Origin of the sequence: Novosphingobium terrae, assembly GCF_017163935.1 — a bacterium.
GTDB classification, from domain to species: domain Bacteria; phylum Pseudomonadota; class Alphaproteobacteria; order Sphingomonadales; family Sphingomonadaceae; genus Novosphingobium; species Novosphingobium terrae.
This window is the reverse complement of the sequence record NZ_JABVZR010000001.1, coordinates 1,733,371-1,753,649: the sequence shown is the minus strand read 5'-3', so window position 1 is coordinate 1,753,649 and position 20,279 is coordinate 1,733,371. Positions and strand designations below refer to the sequence as shown.

The window sequence follows — 20,279 nt, the reverse complement described above, 5'->3', positions numbered from 1 at the left end:
GACGATAAAACGCTTGGGGAACCCGGATCCGTCCAGGACCCATCGCCTGCAGCGCGACGTGGCAAGGACGAGGCTGACGCTCTTGATGAGGCTCTTGTTGAGAGCTTTCCGGCGAGTGACCCGCTTTCGTCGATGTCCTTCAAGTGAACATGGCTTGACGCCTGGCCATCAGCCGGGCCGAGCCGCTGCGCCGCGCGAGGCGCCAGTGAGGAAGAAAGCGATGGCCGTTTCCCTACCCGCCACCGGGCACGAAGTTCTGCGCGATCCACGCACGAACAAGGGCACAGCATTTTCCTCGCACGAAAGGGCCAGCCTTGGCCTTGAGGGTCTCCTTCCGCCCGTCCCCAGCACGCTCGAACACCAGGTCGCGCGGATCTACAATGAGCTCGACAACGTTGAGAGCGACCTTGGCCGCTATCTGCTGCTCTCCGACCTGCAATCGCGAAACGAGACCCTGTTCTACGCCGTGCTGATGTCGGACCCGGCCCGATTCATGCCGATCGTCTATACGCCGACCGTCGGCGAGGCGTGCCAGAAGTTTGACCATATCTTCAGGTCGGCGCGGGGGCTCTATCTCCCGATCACCGCCAGCGGCAACATAGAACAATGGTTGTCGCACTGGCCTGTCGATAATGTCCGCTTCATCGTGGTGACCGATGGCGAACGTATCCTCGGTCTGGGCGACCTTGGGGTCGGCGGCATGGGCATCCCGATCGGCAAGCTTGCGCTCTACACCTGCTGCGCCGGCGTCCCGCCCGAGCTTTGCCTCCCCATCACCCTGGATGTCGGGACGGAAAACGGTGAGTTGCTTGAGGATCCTCTCTATCTAGGCCTTCGCCAGCGGCGAACGCGCGGCCAGGACTACATGGCCTTCATCGATGAGTTCGTTCTTGCGGTTCAGAAGCGGTGGCCTGGTGCCTGCATCCAGTGGGAAGATTTCGCCAACTTCAACGCCGTGCCGATCCTGGCAACCTACCGGGACCGGATCTGTACCTACAATGACGACATTCAGGGCACAGCCGCAGTCGCTCTCGCCGGACTTTATGCCGCCCTGCGCATCACAAAAGGCAAATTAACGCAGCAGACGTTCCTGTTCCTGGGGGCTGGTTCTGCCGCAACAGGGATTGCCGAGCTCATTGCCCAGGCGATGGTGCCCGAAGGGCTCGACATCAAGGAAGCACGCAGACGCACGATCCTCTACGACGTCGGCGGTCTTGTCACCAATGCGCGGCAAGACCTCACCGATTTCCAAAAGCCCTTCGCCATCGACCATCCACCCGTTGCCAGCTTTGCCCGGGCCGTGCGGCAGTTTCGCCCGACCGGCATCATCGGGGTGAGCACCGTGCCCCATCTGTTCGATCAGGAAGTCATAGAGGCGATGGCCGCGATCAATGAGCGACCGATCATCTTTCCCTATTCCAACCCAACCTCACGGTCCGAATGCACCGCGCAGGAGGCATATCTCTGGTCCGATGGTCGCGCGGTGTTTGCGAGCGGCAGCCCTTTTCCGCCACTCGATGTTGAAGGCAGGCATTTCGTCCCGGGGCAAGGCAACAACGTCTATATTTTCCCGGCGATGGGCATGGCCATTCTTGCCACGCAGGCGTCACGGGTCACCGACTCGATGTTCATTGTGGCGGCCAAGGCAATTGCCGAGCAGGTTCGCGACGAGCATCTCGCGATGGGGCTCATCTACCCGCCGCAGTCCTCGATACTCGAGGCCTCCCTGCATGCCGCTTTTCGCATAGCCGAGCATATCTACGATCTGGGGTTGGCTGGAAACGACCGCCCCGCCGACATCGCTGCCTCGATCTCATCCATGGCCTTCAAGCCGGTTTATGGGAATGCTCCATGAAGCGGATCATCGCCCTTGATGGCTGCAGCGACCAGAGCTCAGCCGCATGACCACGCCCCCCGGCTTTCGCCCCGAGGAGCGACCGCTCTTCGCCGGTTCTCCCTATTCGCCGCAGCATAGCGCGCCACGCAGGGTCGCCTATGTCGCCTTCGGCCTGTTCCTGGGCACGACCTCGACATTCTGCAACGCACTGACGACGGTAAATACGGCGGCTATTGCTGGCCCATTGGGACTCTATGCCGCCCAGACCGCTGCCCTGCCCGCAATCTACGTCGCGATGAATGCCAGCGCGAACCTGACCCTCGTCAAGGCCCGCGCACAATTCGGCATCCCTGAGGTAACCGGTGCGCTGCTCATCCTGAACGCCCTTGTGGGATCGTTCCAGTTCCTCAATGATGGCTTCACCTCGACAATCATATTGAGGGCGGTCAGCGGCATGTCTGCCGCCGCGCTGATCACCCTCGCGATCTACTACATGATGCAGGCATTCCCGCCCAAGACGAAGCCGATTGGCGGTGTCATCGGGATAGGTCTGCCCCAGATCGGAACGCCGCTGGCCCGGCTGGTTCCGGTCGATGTGCTGACACAGAACCACCTTTGGGGCCTGCACGCAATCGAGGTCGCGCATGCCCTCTTCACGCTGGCCGTGATTCTGCTCCTTCCGCTTCCGCCCAGCGAAAAAAGCCGGGCGTTCTGTCCTCGCGACTTCCTCACGATCCTGCTCGCAACCACCGGGCTCGTGCTTCTATGCCAGGTCATCGGTCTGGGCCGCACGCTTTGGTGGACCGATACGCCCTGGCTCGGCCTGGCCCTCGCCTTGTCGATACCGCTGCTGGTCGGCGCCTATGTCGTCGAGAGCGGCCGAAGCGATCCGCTCGTTCATTTCGAATGGATCGGCAGCTGGGGCATACTTCGCTTTTCCGCCGTGGCCCTGTTCATGCGCCTCGCGCTCGCCGACCAGACCTATGGAGCAGTTGGCTTGCAGACACTTGCCGGCCTCGACAACGACCAGTTGAGGGGGCTCTTTCTGATGGTCTCGCTGGCCATGTTGTTGGGGATAGCCGTGGCCGCCCTCACGCTCTCGGAGCGTCACCTGCCCTGGCAGGTGCTGGTGGCGGCGCTCGTTATCTCGGTCGGGGCATGGAGCGACAGCCATGCCAGTGCCCTCACTCGCCCGACGCAAATGATATTCGGGCAGGCAATGATCGGTTTCGGCACAACCCTGTTTGTCGGGCCTGTCCTGCTCTACGGCTTCCTGCAGGTGCTCAAGCGCGGCGTGGACCATATGGTCAGTTTCGTTGTCACCTTCAGCATCACACAGAACATCGGCGCCCTCACCGGGTCCGCGCTGCTCTCGACGCTTCAGATGGGCTGGTCTCGCAACGCCGCCAACGTTCTGGCTGCCGGTACGATGGCCAGCGATCCCCAGACTGCCGCGAGACTTGCCGGTGGCGGCGCAAGTCTTGCGGGCGCCCTTGTCGATCCGGCCCAGCGGGGCGGACAGGGAGCGGCATTGCTGGGGCAAGCCCTGGCCCGTGAAGCAGCGGTCATCGCCTTCACCGACACGTTCAGGTTCGTTGCGATCCTCGCGCTGGGCACCGCATTGTTCGTTCTCGTGAACGTCCTCGTGTCGCGCCGCTTCAGCAGGGGGCTGACATGACCACCTCGCCCTCTCCCGCTGCGGGACAGCATGAACCCACCGCAAGCTGGCATCCGGCGCATAGGCGCAAGGTGGTGATCGCCATCAGCGCCTTGTTGGCGTTGGCCGCCGTCCTTCTGGTTCTCAAAGCATGGGCCCTTCCCCCCTTCGCCCTCGACAGGCAGGAAACCGACAATGCCTACGTGCGGGGACGCACGACAGCGATTGCGCCGCAAGTCAGCGGTTATGTCCTGCAGGTGCTGGTCCATGACTATGAGACGGTCCAGGCGGGGCAAATCCTGGTTCGGATCGACGATCGCGTCTACCGAGCCCGCGTCGAACAGGCTCGCGCTAATCTTGCTGCGGCGCATGCAGCCCTTTCGAATTCCACGCAGGCGCGAGCATCCCGCGCCGCCGGTCTGGTTGGACAAGCAGCCGGTGTTGCTGGAGCGCAGGCCCAGCTTGTCCGCGCGCGGGCCGACATGGCCAGGGCCGACGACCTATCGCGTGACGGTTCGATTTCGCTGCGCGAGCGCGACCAGACCCTCGCGGCCCTTGCCCTGGCGCAGGCCCAGCTACATCAAGCGCAGTCTGCCACCGAGATCGGGAGGCAGGATTTGCGCACCGTCGATGTCGGCAGGGGCGGATTGGAGGCGCAGGTGCAAGCTGCCGAGGCGCAGTTGCACGCCGCCGAAATCGATCTGGAACATACCGTCATTCGGGCACCGGAAGGCGGAACACTCGGTGAGGTTGGCATTCGGGTCGGGGCGTATGTGACCAACGGGACGCAACTGCTGACCATCGTGCCTCCCGATCGATGGATCATCGCCAATATGAAGGAGGCCCAAACTGGTCGGATACGGCCAGGCCAGCCCGTCCACATCACGGTTGACGCGGTTGAAGGGCTGGTTCTGAAGGGGCTGGTCGAGCGGCTGGCCCCCGCCGCCGGATCGGAATTCGCTGTCTTGAAGCAAGACAACGCCACCGGAAATTTCGTGAAGATCCCGCAACGCATTGGCGTGCGCATTGGTGTCGATCCCCACCAGCCTGGCGCCGACCGCCTGCGCCCCGGCATGTCGGTGGAGGTAGCGATAGACACCAGAGGCGTATCGTGAAGCGATGGATCATCTTGGGAATCCTGGCCCTTGCGGCCTGTGCGGGTCCGCGCAAGGACATCCCGGTGGCAGCTCGCATCGCCCCGCCCGCTACTTGGCGCAGCGGCTCGATGGTCTCGGAAGGCCCGATTGGCGCCACCTGGTGGAAGGCCTTTGGCGATCCTGCGCTTGACGCCATGGTGAGCGAAGCGCTGGCGGACAACGATGATATTGAAATTGCTGCTGCCCGCCTGGAAGAGGCCCGCGCGCAGTTCAAGGTCGCCCGGAGCGCACAGCGCCCAACGATCGACGCCGTGGCGGCAGGAGGTCGGACACGCAGCGTGAATGATCTGGGGCTCGATCTCGATCAATGGGCAGGACAAGGCGAGGTGCAGGCTTCCTTCGACCTTGACCTGTTCGGCAGGCTTAAAAACACCACGGCCGCGGCGCGAGCAGCGATGTTGGCCTCGCGCTACAATCAGCAAACGGTGCGGCTGGCCATCATATCGACCCTTGCTTCGGCCTATGTCCACTTGCGCACGCAGGATGACGCTCTGGATGTCCTGAAGCGGACCCTCGAAGCACGGCAGGACTCACTCGTGCTGATTCGGCGTCGCGCAGAGGCGGGCTATGGCTCGCAACTCGATCTCGCGCAGGCCCAAGCCGAATATGCAGCAACCGCCCAGGCCATACCGCCGGTAGAATTGGCCATTACGAAACTGGAAAATGGGCTCGCCCTCCTTCTGGGCCGCTCCCCAGGTCCAATCACGAGAGGTAAGGAACTGACCGGGCTGATTGTGCCCGAGGTTCCCACCAAGCTCCCGGCGTCGGTACTCAGGAACCGCCCTGACCTTGCCGCTGCAGAGCAGCAGATCGTCGCCGCGGACCGAACGCTGGATGCGGCACGCGCCGCCTTCATGCCCGACATCAGCCTCTCTGCATCGGGAGGGTTCGTCTCGTCCTCTCTCATCCCCCAGGACCCATTGTCAGTCTTCGCGCTGGGCGGAAGCATCCTGGCGCCGATCTTCAACGGCGGCCGGCTTCAGGCGCAGGCGCTGGCAGCAACCGCTAGGCGGGATCAGGCTGCTTTCGCCTATCGCAAGGCAGCTCTTTCAGCCTTTCGGGAGGTCGAAGACAGCATGGCAGCGACAGATCGCCTAAGCCAGCAGGAGCAGGCACTTCACCAAGAAAATCAGGCCCTTTTCAGAGCCCAGACCACCGCTACCCACCGCTATCGCGAGGGCTATTCGCCTTTTCTCGATCAGCTGGATGCACAACGCAGCCTGCTCGCATCGGAGCTCGCACTCGCCCAGACGCGGGGCGATCGTCTCGTGGCGGTCATATCCCTCTATCAGGCCCTTGGCGGCGGTGATCCGGCCCTGATGGACTGAGATGGACATGACGGAGCCCCCCATGTCTCCCTCCCCGGTTTCATCAAGCCTACCCCCCAAGGGTTGTGAAAGCTCGACTGTGAGTCCGGCTCTGCTCAAGGAGAAACGAAGATGGCCCATCTGACGATTGCCGATCTTATCGCTGGAACCCTGGCGCAGGCAGGTGTCGAACGCATCTGGGGCGTGACCGGAGATAGCCTCAACGGTCTGAACGAGAGCCTTCGCAAACTCGGCTCCATCGAATGGATGATGACCCGGCATGAGGAGGTTGCCGCGTTTGCAGCCGGAGCCGAGGCAGCGGTCAGCGGAAGGCTTGCCGTCTGCGCAGGATCCTGCGGCCCCGGCAACCTCCATCTCATCAACGGGCTGTTCGATTGCCACCGCAACCATGTTCCCGTGCTCGCCATCGCGGCGCATATCCCCTCCTCTGAGGTCGGGCTGGGCTATTTTCAGGAAACGCATCCGCAGGAGCTGTTCCGTGAATGCAGCCACTTTGCTGAACTGGTGACCAATCCGAAGCAAATGCCCGAAATCCTCCATCGCGCCATGCGCGCGGCTATCGGCCAGAAGGGCGTGGCAGTCATCGTCCTGCCGGGTGATATCGCGCTGGCTCAAGCGCCGTGCTCCGGGATCCCGCCATTCCCGCAGCTCAACGCTCCGAGAACCCTGCCGGATGAAGGGGATCTGGACCGGTTGGCCCGCTTGCTGCGCGAAGCGGAAGCCGTGACGTTGCTGTGCGGAAGCGGCTGCGCCGGCGCCCATCATGAGGTCATATCGCTCGCCGACCAACTGGGCGCGCCCATCGTTCATGCCCTGCGCGGCAAAGAACATATCGAATGGAGCAACCCTTTCGATGTCGGGATGACCGGCCTGATTGGATTTTCCTCCGGCTACCACGCGATGGATAATTGCGACACACTACTCGTTCTGGGGTCTGATTTCCCGTACCGTAATTTCTATCCGGCAGATGCCCGTATTATCCAGATCGATCACGACCCTTCTCAACTCGGCAAAAGAGCACCATTGGACCTTGGCATCGTCGGCGATGTTGCGGAGGTCATCAACGCGCTCCTGCCCCGCCTCGACAGGAAGGACGACCGGACATTCCTTGAAGCAGCCCTGGCTCACTATGGCAGGACACGGGCCAAGCTCGACGAGCTCGCCGTCCCGGCACCTGCCACCAGGCCAATCCATCCCCAGTATGTCGCCCGCCTGATCAGCGAGCTTGCCAAGGACGACGTCATCATCTCCGCAGATGTCGGCACGGCGACCATCTGGGCTGCCCGCTATCTTGAGATGAACGGCAAGAGGCGTCTGCTTTTTTCGGCGAACCACGGCTCGATGGCAAATGCGCTTCCCCAGGCATTGGGGGCGCAGGCTGCGGATCGTCAACGGCAGGTGATCTCTATGTCCGGCGATGGCGGCTTTGCCATGTCGATGGGTGACCTGCTCACGGCGAACCAGAACGAACTGCCGGTCAAGATTGTCATCTTCAACAACAGCTTGCTTGGCTTTGTCGCTCTCGAACAGAAGGCGGGCGGCTATCTCGACGTCAATGTGCAACTCAAGAACCCCGATTTTGCCGCGATTGCCCGCGCGTCCGGCGTGAAGGGTCTACGAGTGGAAGCCTCGGAAGATCTTGGACAGGCCCTGATCGAGGCGTTCGAGCATGATGGGCCTGCACTGGTCGAAGTCATCACCGCTACGCAAGAGCTCGCCATTCCCCCCTCCCTCAAGTGGGAACAGGCAAAAGGCTTCAGCCTCTACATGCTCAAGGCGGTCATGAGTGGGCGCGGGGATGAGGTGATCGAACTGGCTAAGACGAACCTGCGCCGTGGGAATTTCTCGACCCCGATCGTCTGAATTGGGGGAGTTGCTCTACAGGGCCTATCTCCAGCCAAGAGCTACAATTTTCATCGTTTTCTTCAAGAAGGAAAGCCTGCCTCCTCGCAGCATCGGCGCAGCATCAGGCAGGAGAATAGTTTATGTACTCTCAAGTGACAGCGCCTTCTGATCCGATCAGTCCGAGGCGACCGCTTGCCATCCGCGTCGGCAGCAAACTGCGCCCTCATATCGATCAGATGATGGCTCCCTTCTCGCTGGTTGGAAATGACGCTGTGCTCGACAGCGCGAATTTCCCATGGGTCGATGCCCTGCGGTCAAACTGGCGAGCCATTCGTGAAGAAGCGCTCGCGGTCACGCGAGAACCCAATGCGGTGCCTCCTCTCAGCAAGATTTCTCCCGATCATCAAAGGATCGGCGCTGACCAGGGTTGGCGCAGCTTTTTTCTAGTCGGCTACGGCGCACGCATCGAGCAGAACATCGAGCGTTGCCCGGTGACGACCTCACTGCTCAAGCACGTCCCTGGCCTTAATTCCGGGTTCTTTTCGATCCTGCGACCTGGAACGCACATCCCGCGCCACACGGGTGTGACCAAGGGGCTGATCACCTGTCACCTTGCTCTCGTGGTTCCCGAAGGCCCGTTGCGCATGAACCTCAACGGCGAGGATCAGCACTGGCGTGAGGGCGAGACACTGTTCTTCGACGACACCTATCCTCATGAGGTGTGGAACGAGACGGGCGGCACTCGAATCGTCCTTTTGATACAGTTCGAGCGCCCCTTGCGCCAACCGGGGCGAGCCATCGCAAGGGCATTCCTTGACGGTATCAAGCGATCAGCCTTCGTGCAGGACGCCGTCGCGAACATCGATCGCTGGCAAAATCCAGGATGAAGCGCCCTCCATCGCATCGATGATGGGGAGATGGAAGGATCCTCCCCTTCGGCTCGCCAACACAGGATTGAGCGTCGGCCCCGCGTGAATTCGAGGTGCCTCCCATCATCAGAGTGGCAAGTCGAAGGAATGGTCTGGCCACCATTTCATGAAGGAGGGACCATGTTAGGTGATCTCAACGAGCTGAAGACCTTCCGCGCCATTCTTGAGACGGGCAGCCTCACCGCAGCGGCACGCGACCTCGGGGTCGGCCTCGGGGTCGTCAGCAAGCGGCTGCAAAGCCTTGAACGACGCACTGCGGTCAGGCTGATCAATCGGACGACACGTTCGCTGTCGCCGACCGAGGCCGGCGCCCGACTGTTCCAAGACGTCGTTCAGGCTCTCGATGCCCTGGCATCCGCACAGGATTATCTTTCGAAGGGCCGGAGTGAACCTGCCGGACTGTTGCGTGTCAGCGCACCGGTTTCGCTTGGTCGGCGTCACATCGCCCCCATTCTAGGGGCATTGACGGAACGCTATCCAGCCCTCTCGGTGTCGCTGACACTTGAAGATCGGGTTGCAGACCTCGTCGGCGAAGGCCTGGATCTCGCAATCCGCGTCGGCGGCCTGACGGAGAGTTCAGCGGTCATGCGAAAGCTGGGCGACAGCCGCCGCATCCTTGTCGCCTCTCCTGCCTATCTGGCGGCAAACGGCCATCCTCGTGATCCTGCAGCCCTCCTCAAGCACAGGCTTTTGCGCAAATATGGGGACGCGGAACCCTGGCTCCTGACTGACCGGCATGGGAGGAAGGAAGTCATCAACGCGAAATCGCGGCTTATCGCCAACAGCGGTGAAGCGCTCGCCGACTGGGCGATTGCCGGCCTGGGTATTGCATACAGATCGGATTGCGATCTCGCCGATGCGCTCGCGACAGGCACGCTTGTGCGGCTGCTGCCCGAATGGAGTGGGCCAATACGGCCCGTCATAGCACTCTATCCCTCTGGGCGGGATCTACCGCTCAAGACCCGGACAGCTCTCGACGCATTGGCCGAGGAACTGATACCTCGCCTCTTGGTCCCGGCATTCACCATGGATGAGTAGGCGCCGCGTCAAGTTTTCCCGCAACGGTCAACCTCGATTGGCAACCGAACGATGGGAGACCGCCCGAGGCGATCTCCCAGATGACCTTATTGCAGGCGGTTCCGGCGAAGCGCTTCGACATTGGTCGAGTTTGCCGCTGCGGCTTCGATAGCCGCCCATTCAGCCTTGGTGTGGCAAGTCCGCTTGGGCACGATCGAACCCGTGTCATCATCCTGCCGGCAGATCTTCTTTTCCTTCACCGCAGGCTTTGCAGGAGCTGCATCCGGAGCACTACTTTGTGCATACGCCGCAGTGCCTGCCATGAATGCAAGCGGACACATGATGGCGATCAGTCGGAATTTCATTCAAAACTACTCCTAACGGGGGCCTTCAAGCTTCTGACGCAAATGCGTTTCGGCAGCCGAGCATCGAACAAAATCTCCCATGAGATAATCTCTCTATTGTTCGATATTCTCTCTACCGGCGGCACAATAATGCGAACCGTGCAACCGATAGATTGGACGGGAGTCGCAGACCCTATCGGCTATGATGGGAATGGGGCGGAAAGCCCCGCTCGCATTCCTGACGCTCAGGGCTCGATGGTCTCGAAGCTTGTGACCGAACCTTTGCGATAATCAACGACCAGGGGCTCCATGATGGCCTCGAACTGGGCAACGAGCTCGGGATCGGCCTTCGCTGGAACGCCCATGCCATAAAGAGGGTGAGGATCATATTCGATGATGACCTCGGCGAGCTGGGCGGCCTGGCGCCCGAAGACAGCTTCGACCACCATGAACGCGGCTTCGAAGCTGCCTACACCCGGACCCGCCGTGTAGAGGTTGCCGTCGACAGCGACCCCATGACCGGCCGGAATAACCTCCTTGACCCCGAGTTGATGGAGGATCGGCAAAGCATTGTGGCTCGCCGTCACACGCCGATCCTTCAGCACGCCCGCCGCGCCGAGCACCAGCACGCCATTGCAGATGCCGATCACATGGCCTGCTGTTGCAGCCTTGTCCGCCGCGAAGGCGATCACTTCGGGATCGTTCTGGACCTCAGGGGCCAGCATCGGAATCGCCAGCACATCGAGCCGTGCCGGACATTCGGCGAAGGTCGTGGTCGGCCGGGTCCACCAGTTGGGAAACCCTTCGACCAGTTCATGGCTCTTCCACAAGAGGTGGATTTCGACACCGGGCATCAAGCCCAGCACGGTCTGAATGCCAACCATATCCATCGGCACGAAACCGGGGCCGATGAGAATGCCCACATGGAAAGGCGCGCTGCCGGCTGCCACCGCGCGAAGATGATTGAGCGATGGAAGATCGGTCGGTTGCATGCGTGGTCTCCTTGAAGAGGCCGGAGTCTCCCGGCAGATTTTTTCTCAATGATGATCGTGCTGGCATTGACCCGAGGCACACGCATCACCGCTCAGGCTGGCCAGCACCCAGGCGTGACGCAGAACTTCAGGAACCTCCAAGGGCCCGCCATGACCCATGTGGAAGCGTTGTGCTCCATCCTGCACTAGCCGTTCGAGTTCACGCGCAACGGTCTGCGGATCGTCCTCGAAGGGAGGCCGGATCGCCCTCCCTTTGAAGAGCAGCCCGCCAATCAGGATACCCGAGGCGATCAGGTCACCCACGAGCGCATCCCGTGATGCCAGCTCGACAGCGATAGAACCTGGCGTGTGACCTCCGGTATGGCGCACCAGACCATCGACGCCGAAATTCAGCAGATTCATGGTCTCTCCGTTGCGCATCATGATGTCGGGCACGAAGCCCTCATAGGGCTCATGGGGCGCTGGCGTTCTGAGGAACAGCCTGCCAACCCAGCCGGTGGTACAATAGGACATCGGCACCTTGCGGCTGTAATAATCAGCGTCAGCCTCATGCGCCAGGATGGGGGCACCCGACAGCGCGCGCAACCGCGCGGCGCTGCCTGCATGATCGGTATGGGCGTGAGTCACGACGATCAGCTTGATGTCACGGAAGGTCAGACCATGGTTGGCCAGCACCTTGCCGATACGACGTTCCGAACCTGGAATGCCCGCATCGACAAGGATGCAAACTGCCTCGCTGCGAATGAGATGGGCGTTGACCATACCGAAAGGCAGGATCGGAATGGGGATGATCTGCGTATCGAACATGGACAACTCCCATTGATTTGGGCGTCAGGCGGCGGAGGTGACCGCAAGGGTCTCGACGAAATCCCGGATCAGACTGGCCAGCGCTTCGGGTGCCTCCACCGGCGAGAGATGCCCGACGCCAGGGAGCACATGCATCCGCGCCTGCTTGATATGCGGCAACAGCTCCTGTTCGAGGACTGCAGGCGGATCGACACGATCTTGCTCGCCTGCAATCACCAGAACCGGCACGGCAATATGGGCTACCTGCTCGGCGATATTCTCTTGGCTGGTGGCCATGGGCCAAGCCTTCCGGGCCGGTGCAGAGCCCGCAAGGCTGTCAGCGATCACCTGCTCAAGTTGTTCGGGATTGAGCGGTGTGCCTGTCAGCGCATGCTGAACGGTGGCGATGACGCTCTCTCGACTGTCGTAGGCATGGACCATTCCCTGCCTTACCTCGAGCGGCAGCCCGAGAGGCGTGGGAGGAGAGGGAGCCACCAGAACCAGGCCGGCAAGACCGGTCGGGCAGCGTGAGGCGAGCAGTTGCGCCACCTTGCCGCCCATGGAGTGGCCTATGAGCACGTAGCGCTCCAGGCCCAGCGCCGCGATCACACCTTGCGCATCCTCGGCCATATCGGCCAGCGCGTAACTTGCGGGAGCATCGGACTGCCCCCAACCACGCTGGTCCAGCGCGATGCTGCGCCGACCGGAGCCTAGCGCGGCGATCAGCGGCGCCCATGTGCTTGCTGATCCGCCCCAGTAATGGAGGAAGACCAGCGCCGGCGCGCCTTCTCCCTGATCCACGACGCGCAGCCGCACGTCGTTCACGGTGATGAATTTGTCCATGATCCTGTCCTTTGCGTTGCAGCGGCCCATCATGCCGAGGCTTGAAGGATGAAATCGGCCACCACATCGGGATGCGACAGCATCGGCACGTGACTGGCGCCGACATGGGCGACGGTTGCGTTCATACGCGTGGCCATCCGCTCCTGATCGACGCGCAGGATCGCCTGATCCTCCTCGCCGACGAGATAGAAGGTGGGGCGCGTGCGCCATGCCGCCTCGCTCAGCGTACCGCCCAGAGCCTCGCCGTTGATCGGGCCCTGCGTGGCATAAAGCGCAGCCTGCTCATCGCTGGTCACGTCCTGCGCGAAGAGATTGGCAATGCCATCCTCAGTCAGCGTGAGGAATCCCTGGGCATCGGGCCGAATTTCAGCGCCCAGAGGGGCAGCTTCGAACTGGGCGAACAATGAACCGGCGGATTCCCCGGCATCGGGAGCGAAAGCGTCGATGTAGACGAGGCGGGCCACCTTGGGGTCATTGCCCGCCTGACCGATCACCGCCCCGGCATAGCTGTGCCCGACCAGCACCACGTCGCCATCGGCGCGTGCGATCGCTCGGCTGACCGCCGCCACATCGGCCGAAAAGCTGGTCAGCGGCAGCTGAACCGCGGTGACCGCCATGCCCTTGAGCAACGGAATGACCTTGGCCCAGCTTGAGCCGTCGGCCCATGCGCCGTGGACCAGGATGATGTTGGAAATCTTGCTCATCGTTGTTCTCCTGAAGCGTTGTGTTTGGGTGTCTGTGGGGGGCGGAAAGCCGTCAGCCGTGCCAGTGCGAGCAACGGATGACCGAGCAGAAGTTGCCGCGATGGAAGTGCTGTTCCTTGTCCGCGATGACGTCCGCCTTGACGTTGCCGAAGGTGGTGTCGGGCTTGTGCTTGATGCCGTCGTAAAAGGCCTGAATGATGTCTTCCTTGAAGGCCGGCGTGCGCGGATAGGCGGCGACCACAGCTTCGCGGATGTCATCGGGGTACTCGTCATAGGTGAGGCCCAGCACATCCATTTCGACGCCCGCGGTGGTCAGGGCGATCACCGGATGCATGAATTCAGGGATGCCCGGCGTCGTGTGCAGGGCGATGCCGGTCCAGACCTTTTCGATGTCGGAGGGGTCGACCTTGTGGCTGGCCAGGAAGTCCCGGGCGGCGTTCGCTCCATCGACCTCGAAGCGCAGATCCTTGCTGCTGTGCGCGGGCATCAGCCCCACATCGTGGAACATCGCAGCCGCATACAGCAGCTCGGGATTGAAGGTCAGTCCGCGCTCATGCCCGGCGATGGCGCCGAAGAAGAAAACCCGGCTCGAATGGTTGAACAGCAGGTCGGTTTCGGTATCGCGGACGAATTCGGTGATTGCGCGGCACAACGCGCTATCGGGGATGGTGACGCCGCCAATGGTTTTGCTGGCCAGAGTGATCTGGTTGGTCATGACAAATCTCCGGGTCGTGGGGGCACACTCCAGCGCCCCCGGGGAACGGGGTCGCCGGCTTCTGGCGCCGTGTGGGTGTTGATGGTGGGGACCTCGGACCGAAAAGGGCCTTGCGTCCTGCCCCTCTTTCATCGCAGCAAGGGCTCGTGGCTGCAATCACGGCCAACCGGAATAAACTGCCAACCATACTGGATTAGCTGCCCACCGTGGGCACCAGCACCAAAGGAACGTGATCGCATGACGGCAAGACAAATGGCGATCGTCGTCTTCCAGGGTGTTCAGGCCCTCGATGTGGCTGGACCGCTTGACGTCTTCGCGGCGGCGAACGGCTTTCTACCGCCCGAGGATCGTTATGAGTGCCTGCTGGTCGCCGGGACGACGCAGCCGGTGCGCGGCTCAAACGGTATGCGCCTGAGCCCCGATCTAAGCTTCGCTGAGGCCGAGCGCACCTTCGACACGGTTATGGTGGCCGGTGGCCCCGACCTGCCTTCCAGTCCCGCCGATGATGAAATGTCGACATGGTTGCAAGACTGGGGCGTGCGGGCCCAGCGCTATGGCTCGATCTGCAACGGCGCCTTCGCCTTGGGACGCGCCGGACTGCTCGATGGGCGGACTGTCACCACCCATTGGCTGTGTTCCGACCAACTGGCGCGTGAATTCCCCAAAGCACGCGTCGAGCACAACCGCATCCATGCGCGTGACGACCGGCTAGTTACCTCGGCCGGGGTCACCGCCGGGATCGATCTCAGCCTTGCATTGGTCAGCGAAGATCATGGAGCCGCGATCTCGCTGGCCTGTGCAAAGGCGCTGGTGGTTGTGGCGCAGCGGCAGGGAGGGCAATCGCAGTTCAGCCCGCTGCTGCTGCCGGTGGGTGATTCGGAAACACCACTTGGCAAGGTACAGGCCTATGTCATGGAGCATATCCGAGAAGGGTTTCCCGTCGAACGCCTAGCCGAAATTGCCGGTGTAAGCGCACGCAGCATCGCGCGGCTTTTCGTGAAAGAGCTTGGTGTGACACCGCATGAGTATGTCGAGGGCGTTCGCCTCGACCAGGCCCGCAACCTTCTGGAATCGAGCGACGTAGCGCTCAAGGCCATTGCTTTCGACTGCGGCTTCGCCAATCCCGATCAAATGCGAAGCGCTTTTCAGCGACGCCTTGAAGTGACGCCGCTGCAGTACCGGGCAAACTTCAGGGCGAGTCATTGAAATTCCATCTCGAATTCCCCTTCCGATTGCATAGAGTTGAGATAGGTATAACCATGGCGCAAATTACCCTCATCCATACCCTACGAAATTGACCGGACAATCAATGTTTATTGCAATACTTATTTGGCCACTCGGGCAGAACCAATGTCAGGATCTTGCAAGACAGGCCGAGTTTGCTCCTCTCGGCTCAGATATAACCGCTTTGCCAAACAAGTGTCCTACATGGCTTTGTGCGGCTGACTGGCACCTCAATCCTGCACGACGTTGAACGGCGCCTTTTGAATCGAATTCTGAGAGCGATGTATTTCGGCCGCAACGCCACATCCGACCGTCGCAGTGTCCAATGGCAGCTATAGCCACTTCACGACCTAAAACCTGCCGTTCCGGTTCCCACGACGCACCAGCCAATGAGCAATCTATTGCGGAACCGTTATCACCCTGCTCGACTCAGCTGACATGTGAGGTTTTCGACCGACACGTCATAAGCCATCCTCTGTTCTCCCAAGGCTCAAGGTCTGACAACACCGGCGAAACCGGTGCGGATCATGCGAACCATCTCAAGGCAAACGCAGCTTGTTTGCAACGCAGGCGGACGAACAATGCTTTGACAGGATCGTTCATGGATCAAAGGAGCTTGCCCGTGATCACTGTCCACCACCTCGACAACTCCCGTTCGCAGCGAATCCTATGGCTGCTGGAGGAGCTGTGCCTGCCTTACGAAGTCAAGCATTACGCTCGAAATCCTGAAACGATGTTTGCGCCCCCTGAACTGGGCGCCGTGCATCCACTGGGCAAATCGCCTGTCATCGTGGACAGCGACAACCGGCGCACCATTGCCGAGACCGGGGCCATCATCGCCTACCTTGTCGACAAGGCCGGAGGCCGTCTTGGACCTTCCGGTGATGAGGATGGCATGCTGCACTATCGCTTCTATCAGCATTATGCGGAGGGGTCGCTGATGCCCCCGCTGCTACTCAAGCTGGTGCTCGGTAAAATCCCGCTGGTGGGCGGGATCGCTCAACAGCGGATGCAGCCGATGATCGATGTCCATCTGGATTTTGTCGAGGCGGAACTTTCATCCCGCCCCTGGTTCACCGGCGAGACCTTCACCGCTGCCGATGTGATGATGAGCTTCCCGCTCGAAGCAGCACGGGATCGCGGAGGGCTCGATGCTGGCAGGCCCGCAACCTGTGCATGGCTCGATGCAATCCATGCTCGGCCGGCGTATCAGGCGGCACTGGGGAGAGGTGGACCCTATAAATACGCTTGATCATCGACCTTGTGACATACGGCTCATTAAGTTGTTCGATCCATAGGGTCCGAACTGCCACGCGGACTGCCATTCCGCTCGAGAGCCTGATCTTGGGTCCCGGCCCGATGTTGCACTTTGCGGCGGATGCCATCGGCAGTTGGGCCAGCCCTGCCCTTCGAGACGCCGCAGTCGGCCGGACGATCATTTGGGGATCGTTGATCCCAGCCTTTGTCCCCCGGGGTGCGGCGCGGCTTTGGCTTTGGAAAAAGATCGGCATCCACCCTGTCGAGTTCGCAACGATGGTGGTGTCGGTCATTTACCGCCTGATGCCCGTGGCGAAGATGCGTTTCAACTGGCTGGCCCTGTTCGTCAAAGGCCAAACCAATGTGCTGGAGCGGGATGGGCATGTCAATCAGGCGATGATGCGACGCCATTACGTCAGGCCGGAGGACCTCGCTGAAGCCTTGCGCATGCAAGGAATAGATGATGTCAGAATGGCCAAGCTGGTGACCTTCGAGCGCGGCGGCAAGATCACCGCAATTCCGAAAGCTTCGCGCTGAAGGGCAAATTCCTCGCCATTCACCTCACGGTTCAGACTTGTTCCGGGCAGTCACGTCGCATGCCAGTTTTTTGCCAAAGGGCCATCTGCCCCGGCAACCGGGTCCAGATCAGGGAACGGCAGTTGCACGATCCTCTGCCATGCCGATTGGCTTGGCGCCTCACGGCAGATGTCCCAATCCTGACTGGTGGGGTAAGCGCCCACCACCAGAAAATCCTCGCTCGACCAGATCGCGCAATGGCCCGTCCCCACCGGCAGCAGGATGGCATCCCCCGCACCGACTTCGATCTCCTCACCACCCGGACCGCCGATGATGAGCGTCGCCGATCCGGAGGCCACCCCGAGCACCTCATGCGCGGTCGAATGGTAATGATGGAAATCATAAATACCGTCGCGCCAGCGCGGCGGCCAGCTATGGTCTTTGAATGCCTGCTCAAAGGCCTGCGCGGTCTTTTCACCATCATCAGGGCTAATCGCTTGCCGATAGACGATTACCGGCAATCGTGGATTGTTCGGCACCCAACCATGTGAAGCAAGCAGAAAAGCCCGGTCCTCCATTACCCTTATTTGTCCTGGCGCCCGCTATGCGGCGGATTGCCCATTGGCGAATAGCCAACACCATCGTCCCCTGCCTCACGCTCGTGGCCGGGATTGTCGCGCTCATCGGCCTCGCCGGTCACGCGCATCACCTCTTCGACCTTGTCCAGTGGATCCTGAGACCCGCCGGAGCGCTTGATGATCTTGTCCTGTTCCATCCTCTGATCCATTCGATCTCAGGGCGTCACGCCCTCATCCTGGCCGATCACCTTGCCGGCTTTTCGCTTTCAACAGGCGTTTCCCGCCCGGTGTCGTCCCGGCTGGCGTTGCGGCGTTCCGATATCATGTCATTGGGCTCGTCAGGCGCCATGTCGCTGTCACCGGGGCGATGTGGGGGAAGGTGATGCCCCTCCGCTTCGGCCCTGGAGAAGGGTTTCGCCTCCTCCCCTGCCCGGCCCTCACGCGTATCGATGTCATTGGCCTTCTGCGCATCGATGCGGATCGTTTCACAGCCTTCCTGCTGCTCAGCGGGCTTCACCTGATGTTCGGCAGGGCCGACCGAGATGTTGCTCATGATCTTTCTCCTCTGGAAAGCAATGGCTGAGCGAAGCACGATGTTCCGCACGGTTCATCGGAACTCAAGGCCATTTCATGCCTGCCCGCCAGACGGTATTGTCGACATCGTCAGCCACCGGCAGCGCAGCATGCGTGCCCATTCCTACGCCCACCGGGCGGCCACGCTTGGTATTGTTGGAGACCAGAGAACCTGCCAGGACATCGACTGGTTTGGCGAATGGCCGCCCAATGGCAGAAGAGATTAAGCCCCCCTTCAGCCGCTGAACGGATCGCACCTCTTCCTGCCATAAAGACATAATCGGGCACCAGCGCGTTTCCGACCAGATCGAGCCTTGCGGGCTTCTCACACGCCGATCGACATACCTCCCGTAGTTGCAGGATCGGCCATGGAAGCCCCACGGCCTCAGCGAGGTGAAGTATTAGCGCGCGCCCAAGCGTTGCGTTCCGCCGCGGCTGCGACGCTTCAGGGAACCTCGCGCCTGCCTATCTCTTCGCAACAGGGAGACGTTCCCCCCGCCCGGTCACCGCGCAACACAGATTGCCGCGCCCGGCCTGTTGATGAAAGTTGCCTTCCATGGATCTATCTTGTGACGTCGCCATCATCGGCGCCGGCACCGCGGGCCTGTCCGCCGAACGCAGCGCCCGGCGCGCCGGGGCGCGCACGCTGATCATCGACCCGGAATTTTCCGGCACCACCTGCGCCAATGTGGGCTGCATGCCTTCCAAGCTGCTGATCGCTGCGGCGGATGCGGCCTATGCGGTGCGGCAGGCGCCACTGTTCGGCATCGCGGCCAACTCGCAGGTCAGCGGCCATGGCGTCATGCAGCGCCTGCGCCGCGAGCGCGACCATTTTTCCGCCGCCACGCGCGAGGACATCGCCAAGATCCCGGCCAGCAGCATGCTGCGCGGCAAAGCGCGGTTCGTGAATGCCGACACCCTGTTGATCGACGATGGCACGCGGGTGACGGCGAGGGCCATCGTCATCGCCACCGGCTCCCGCCCGGCCATGCCCGACAATTTCGCGGCGCTGGGCGATCTGGCGCTGACCAATGAGACCCTCTTCGAACTCGACACATTGCCTGAAACGCTGGCAGTGATCGGCGCGGGGCCGTTGGGGCTGGAGCTGGCGCAGGCGATGGCCCGGCTGGGCGTCAAGGTGACCCTGCTGGATGAAGCAAGCAAGCTGGCGGGACTTGAGGACAAGGCGATCGCCAGCCGTCTGGACGAGGTGCTGCGGCGCGACATGGCGGTGGTGACCGGCGTGAAGATCGCCGCCGAGACCCGCGATGGCAAGGTACGCTTGCGCTGGACGGGCCGTTCCTCGGGCGAAGGTCTGTTCGACAGGGTTCTTGTCGCGACCGGCAGGCCGCCTGCTCTGAAAGGGCTCGATCTGGAGAAGAGCGGGCTGGCGCTCGACAAGCTTGGCGTCCCCCGCTTCGACCGCGATACGTTACGCTGTGGCGAGAGCCCGATCTTTATCGCCGGTGACGCCGATGCCGACCGTCCGGTGCTGCATGAGGCCTCGGCGCAGGGCGCGCTGGCAGGTTACAATGCGGCGCGCTGCCCTGATGTGACGCCGGGCAAGCGCAATGTGCCCTTTTCGATCATGTTCACCGATCCGGCTCTGGCCACTGTCGGGCAGGTGCAGGGCGAGGATCTGGTCGTCGGCACCGCCGATTACAGCGATCAGGGCCGGGCGCGGATCGAGGCGAAAGCGGTGGGGCTGGCCCATCTCCACGCTGATCCCGCCGATGGCCGCCTGCTGGGGGCCATTCTGCTGTGCCCGGGGGCGGAGCATCTGGCGCATCTCCTCGCCTGGTCGATCGAGAGCGGCATGACGGCCAGCGCCCTGCTGGAACGCCCCTTCTATCACCCCACGCTGGAGGAAGGACTGAAACCGGCGCTGCGCATGATCTGCAAGACCGTGGGCAGCGATGCCCCCGGCAGCAGTGACGAAGGCCATCCCTCGGGCGGCTGACCCATGCAGAAACTCAT

21 protein-coding genes are annotated in these 20,279 nt (G+C 61.8%); 12 read left to right on the top strand and 9 right to left on the bottom strand.

The window, feature by feature from the left end; all coding sequences use genetic code 11:
* The first annotated feature begins 220 nt into the window (after positions 1 to 220).
* The 7 genes from HGK27_RS07995 (at position 221) to HGK27_RS07965 (ending at position 9,791) form a co-directional block, all read left to right on the top strand.
* Positions 221 to 1,855: an NAD-dependent malic enzyme gene (locus tag HGK27_RS07995; protein WP_206240049.1), complete on the top strand. Its 1,635-nt coding sequence runs from the start codon at positions 221 to 223 to the stop codon at positions 1,853 to 1,855.
* A gap of 46 nt (positions 1,856 to 1,901) precedes the next feature.
* Positions 1,902 to 3,515: an efflux MFS transporter permease gene (locus HGK27_RS07990; RefSeq protein ID WP_206240048.1), complete on the top strand. Its 1,614-nt coding sequence runs from the start codon at positions 1,902 to 1,904 to the stop codon at positions 3,513 to 3,515.
* Positions 3,512 to 4,609 carry an HlyD family secretion protein gene (locus HGK27_RS07985; RefSeq protein WP_206240047.1) on the top strand — a complete coding sequence of 366 codons (1,098 nt, stop codon included), beginning with the start codon at positions 3,512 to 3,514 and terminating at the stop codon, positions 4,607 to 4,609. Before HGK27_RS07990 ends, HGK27_RS07985 begins: the two co-directional genes overlap by 4 nt.
* Positions 4,606 to 5,979, top strand: coding sequence for an efflux transporter outer membrane subunit (locus HGK27_RS07980; protein ID WP_206240046.1), 1,374 nt, complete (start codon positions 4,606 to 4,608; stop codon positions 5,977 to 5,979). Before HGK27_RS07985 ends, HGK27_RS07980 begins: the two co-directional genes overlap by 4 nt.
* A 111-nt stretch (positions 5,980 to 6,090) precedes the next feature.
* The gene (gene poxB / locus HGK27_RS07975; protein WP_206240045.1) at positions 6,091 to 7,842 is read left to right on the top strand and encodes a ubiquinone-dependent pyruvate dehydrogenase; all 1,752 of its coding nucleotides are present in this window, start codon (positions 6,091 to 6,093) and stop codon (positions 7,840 to 7,842) included.
* A 122-nt stretch (positions 7,843 to 7,964) separates the two neighbouring features.
* On the top strand, positions 7,965 to 8,711 hold the full coding sequence (locus HGK27_RS07970; protein ID WP_206240044.1) for an aspartyl/asparaginyl beta-hydroxylase domain-containing protein: 747 nt from the start codon (positions 7,965 to 7,967) through the stop codon (positions 8,709 to 8,711).
* 162 nt (positions 8,712 to 8,873) lie between these two features.
* Positions 8,874 to 9,791 (top strand): LysR family transcriptional regulator, encoded by a 918-nt coding sequence (locus tag HGK27_RS07965; protein WP_206240043.1) that lies wholly within the window; start codon positions 8,874 to 8,876, stop codon positions 9,789 to 9,791.
* 86 nt (positions 9,792 to 9,877) lie between these two features.
* Here HGK27_RS07965 and HGK27_RS07960 read toward each other — a convergent pair whose 3' ends face one another.
* The 6 genes from HGK27_RS07960 to HGK27_RS07935 form a co-directional block, all read right to left on the bottom strand.
* On the bottom strand, positions 9,878 to 10,135 hold the full coding sequence (locus HGK27_RS07960) for a hypothetical protein (protein ID WP_206240042.1): 258 nt from the start codon (positions 10,133 to 10,135) through the stop codon (positions 9,878 to 9,880).
* Between the two features lie 224 nt (positions 10,136 to 10,359).
* A complete protein-coding gene (locus HGK27_RS07955) occupies positions 10,360 to 11,106 on the bottom strand; it encodes a DJ-1/PfpI family protein (protein ID WP_206240041.1) in 747 nt (248 codons plus the stop codon).
* A gap of 45 nt (positions 11,107 to 11,151) precedes the next feature.
* A complete protein-coding gene (locus tag HGK27_RS07950) occupies positions 11,152 to 11,913 on the bottom strand; it encodes an MBL fold metallo-hydrolase (RefSeq protein ID WP_206240040.1) in 762 nt (253 codons plus the stop codon).
* A 24-nt stretch (positions 11,914 to 11,937) separates the two neighbouring features.
* The gene (locus HGK27_RS07945) at positions 11,938 to 12,735 is read right to left on the bottom strand and encodes an alpha/beta fold hydrolase (protein ID WP_206240039.1); all 798 of its coding nucleotides are present in this window, start codon (positions 12,733 to 12,735) and stop codon (positions 11,938 to 11,940) included.
* A gap of 29 nt (positions 12,736 to 12,764) precedes the next feature.
* The gene (locus HGK27_RS07940) at positions 12,765 to 13,439 is read right to left on the bottom strand and encodes an alpha/beta fold hydrolase (protein WP_206240038.1); all 675 of its coding nucleotides are present in this window, start codon (positions 13,437 to 13,439) and stop codon (positions 12,765 to 12,767) included.
* 52 nt (positions 13,440 to 13,491) lie between these two features.
* Positions 13,492 to 14,154 carry an HD domain-containing protein gene (locus HGK27_RS07935; protein ID WP_206240037.1) on the bottom strand — a complete coding sequence of 221 codons (663 nt, stop codon included), beginning with the start codon at positions 14,152 to 14,154 and terminating at the stop codon, positions 13,492 to 13,494.
* Between the two features lie 237 nt (positions 14,155 to 14,391).
* Here HGK27_RS07935 and HGK27_RS07930 point away from each other — a divergent pair, with 237 nt between their 5' ends.
* From HGK27_RS07930 to HGK27_RS07920, 3 genes are all read left to right on the top strand, one after another.
* Positions 14,392 to 15,360, top strand: coding sequence for a GlxA family transcriptional regulator (locus HGK27_RS07930; protein WP_206240036.1), 969 nt, complete (start codon positions 14,392 to 14,394; stop codon positions 15,358 to 15,360).
* Positions 15,361 to 16,000: 640 nt separating this feature from the next.
* Positions 16,001 to 16,630 (top strand): glutathione S-transferase family protein, encoded by a 630-nt coding sequence (locus tag HGK27_RS07925; RefSeq protein WP_241126934.1) that lies wholly within the window; start codon positions 16,001 to 16,003, stop codon positions 16,628 to 16,630.
* Positions 16,631 to 16,722: 92 nt separating this feature from the next.
* On the top strand, positions 16,723 to 17,172 hold the full coding sequence (locus HGK27_RS07920; RefSeq protein WP_206240034.1) for a YetF domain-containing protein: 450 nt from the start codon (positions 16,723 to 16,725) through the stop codon (positions 17,170 to 17,172).
* A gap of 50 nt (positions 17,173 to 17,222) precedes the next feature.
* Here HGK27_RS07920 and HGK27_RS07915 read toward each other — a convergent pair whose 3' ends face one another.
* From HGK27_RS07915 to HGK27_RS07905, 3 genes are read right to left on the bottom strand one after another with little or no spacing between them, the layout of a single operon-like run.
* Positions 17,223 to 17,729, bottom strand: a complete 507-nt coding sequence (locus tag HGK27_RS07915; protein ID WP_206240033.1) for a cupin domain-containing protein — start codon at positions 17,727 to 17,729, stop codon at positions 17,223 to 17,225.
* 5 nt (positions 17,730 to 17,734) lie between these two features.
* The gene (locus tag HGK27_RS07910; RefSeq protein WP_206240032.1) at positions 17,735 to 17,926 is read right to left on the bottom strand and encodes a hypothetical protein; all 192 of its coding nucleotides are present in this window, start codon (positions 17,924 to 17,926) and stop codon (positions 17,735 to 17,737) included.
* Between the two features lie 47 nt (positions 17,927 to 17,973).
* Positions 17,974 to 18,282, bottom strand: coding sequence for a hypothetical protein (locus HGK27_RS07905; protein ID WP_206240031.1), 309 nt, complete (start codon positions 18,280 to 18,282; stop codon positions 17,974 to 17,976).
* Here HGK27_RS07905 and HGK27_RS07900 point away from each other — a divergent pair.
* Positions 18,281 to 18,529, top strand: a complete 249-nt coding sequence (locus HGK27_RS07900) for a hypothetical protein (protein WP_206240030.1) — start codon at positions 18,281 to 18,283, stop codon at positions 18,527 to 18,529. The genes HGK27_RS07905 and HGK27_RS07900 overlap by 2 nt on opposite strands.
* Positions 18,530 to 18,858: 329 nt before the next feature.
* The gene (locus tag HGK27_RS07895) at positions 18,859 to 20,262 is read left to right on the top strand and encodes a dihydrolipoyl dehydrogenase (RefSeq protein WP_206240029.1); all 1,404 of its coding nucleotides are present in this window, start codon (positions 18,859 to 18,861) and stop codon (positions 20,260 to 20,262) included.
* Positions 20,263 to 20,279 lie beyond the last annotated feature (17 nt).

Bases quoted from the DNA above. Each gene is read 5' to 3' on its own strand.
- HGK27_RS07915 (WP_206240033.1), bottom strand. From the start codon at position 17,729: ATGGAGGACCGGGCTTTTCTGCTTGCTTCACATGGTTGGGTGCCGAAC.
- HGK27_RS07965 (WP_206240043.1), top strand. From the start codon at position 8,874: ATGTTAGGTGATCTCAACGAGCTGAAGACCTTCCGCGCCATTCTTGAG.
- poxB (WP_206240045.1), top strand. From the start codon at position 6,091: ATGGCCCATCTGACGATTGCCGATCTTATCGCTGGAACCCTGGCGCAG.
- HGK27_RS07995 (WP_206240049.1), top strand. From the start codon at position 221: ATGGCCGTTTCCCTACCCGCCACCGGGCACGAAGTTCTGCGCGATCCA.
- HGK27_RS07905 (WP_206240031.1), bottom strand. From the start codon at position 18,282: ATGAGCAACATCTCGGTCGGCCCTGCCGAACATCAGGTGAAGCCCGCT.
- HGK27_RS07990 (WP_206240048.1), top strand. From the start codon at position 1,902: ATGACCACGCCCCCCGGCTTTCGCCCCGAGGAGCGACCGCTCTTCGCC.
- HGK27_RS07935 (WP_206240037.1), bottom strand. From the start codon at position 14,154: ATGACCAACCAGATCACTCTGGCCAGCAAAACCATTGGCGGCGTCACC.
- HGK27_RS07945 (WP_206240039.1), bottom strand. From the start codon at position 12,735: ATGGACAAATTCATCACCGTGAACGACGTGCGGCTGCGCGTCGTGGAT.
- HGK27_RS07985 (WP_206240047.1), top strand. From the start codon at position 3,512: ATGACCACCTCGCCCTCTCCCGCTGCGGGACAGCATGAACCCACCGCA.
- HGK27_RS07900 (WP_206240030.1), top strand. From the start codon at position 18,281: ATGATCTTTCTCCTCTGGAAAGCAATGGCTGAGCGAAGCACGATGTTC.
- HGK27_RS07930 (WP_206240036.1), top strand. From the start codon at position 14,392: ATGACGGCAAGACAAATGGCGATCGTCGTCTTCCAGGGTGTTCAGGCC.
- HGK27_RS07950 (WP_206240040.1), bottom strand. From the start codon at position 11,913: ATGTTCGATACGCAGATCATCCCCATTCCGATCCTGCCTTTCGGTATG.
- HGK27_RS07960 (WP_206240042.1), bottom strand. From the start codon at position 10,135: ATGAAATTCCGACTGATCGCCATCATGTGTCCGCTTGCATTCATGGCA.
- HGK27_RS07895 (WP_206240029.1), top strand. From the start codon at position 18,859: ATGGATCTATCTTGTGACGTCGCCATCATCGGCGCCGGCACCGCGGGC.
- HGK27_RS07970 (WP_206240044.1), top strand. From the start codon at position 7,965: ATGTACTCTCAAGTGACAGCGCCTTCTGATCCGATCAGTCCGAGGCGA.
- HGK27_RS07940 (WP_206240038.1), bottom strand. From the start codon at position 13,439: ATGAGCAAGATTTCCAACATCATCCTGGTCCACGGCGCATGGGCCGAC.
- HGK27_RS07955 (WP_206240041.1), bottom strand. From the start codon at position 11,106: ATGCAACCGACCGATCTTCCATCGCTCAATCATCTTCGCGCGGTGGCA.
- HGK27_RS07910 (WP_206240032.1), bottom strand. From the start codon at position 17,926: ATGGAACAGGACAAGATCATCAAGCGCTCCGGCGGGTCTCAGGATCCA.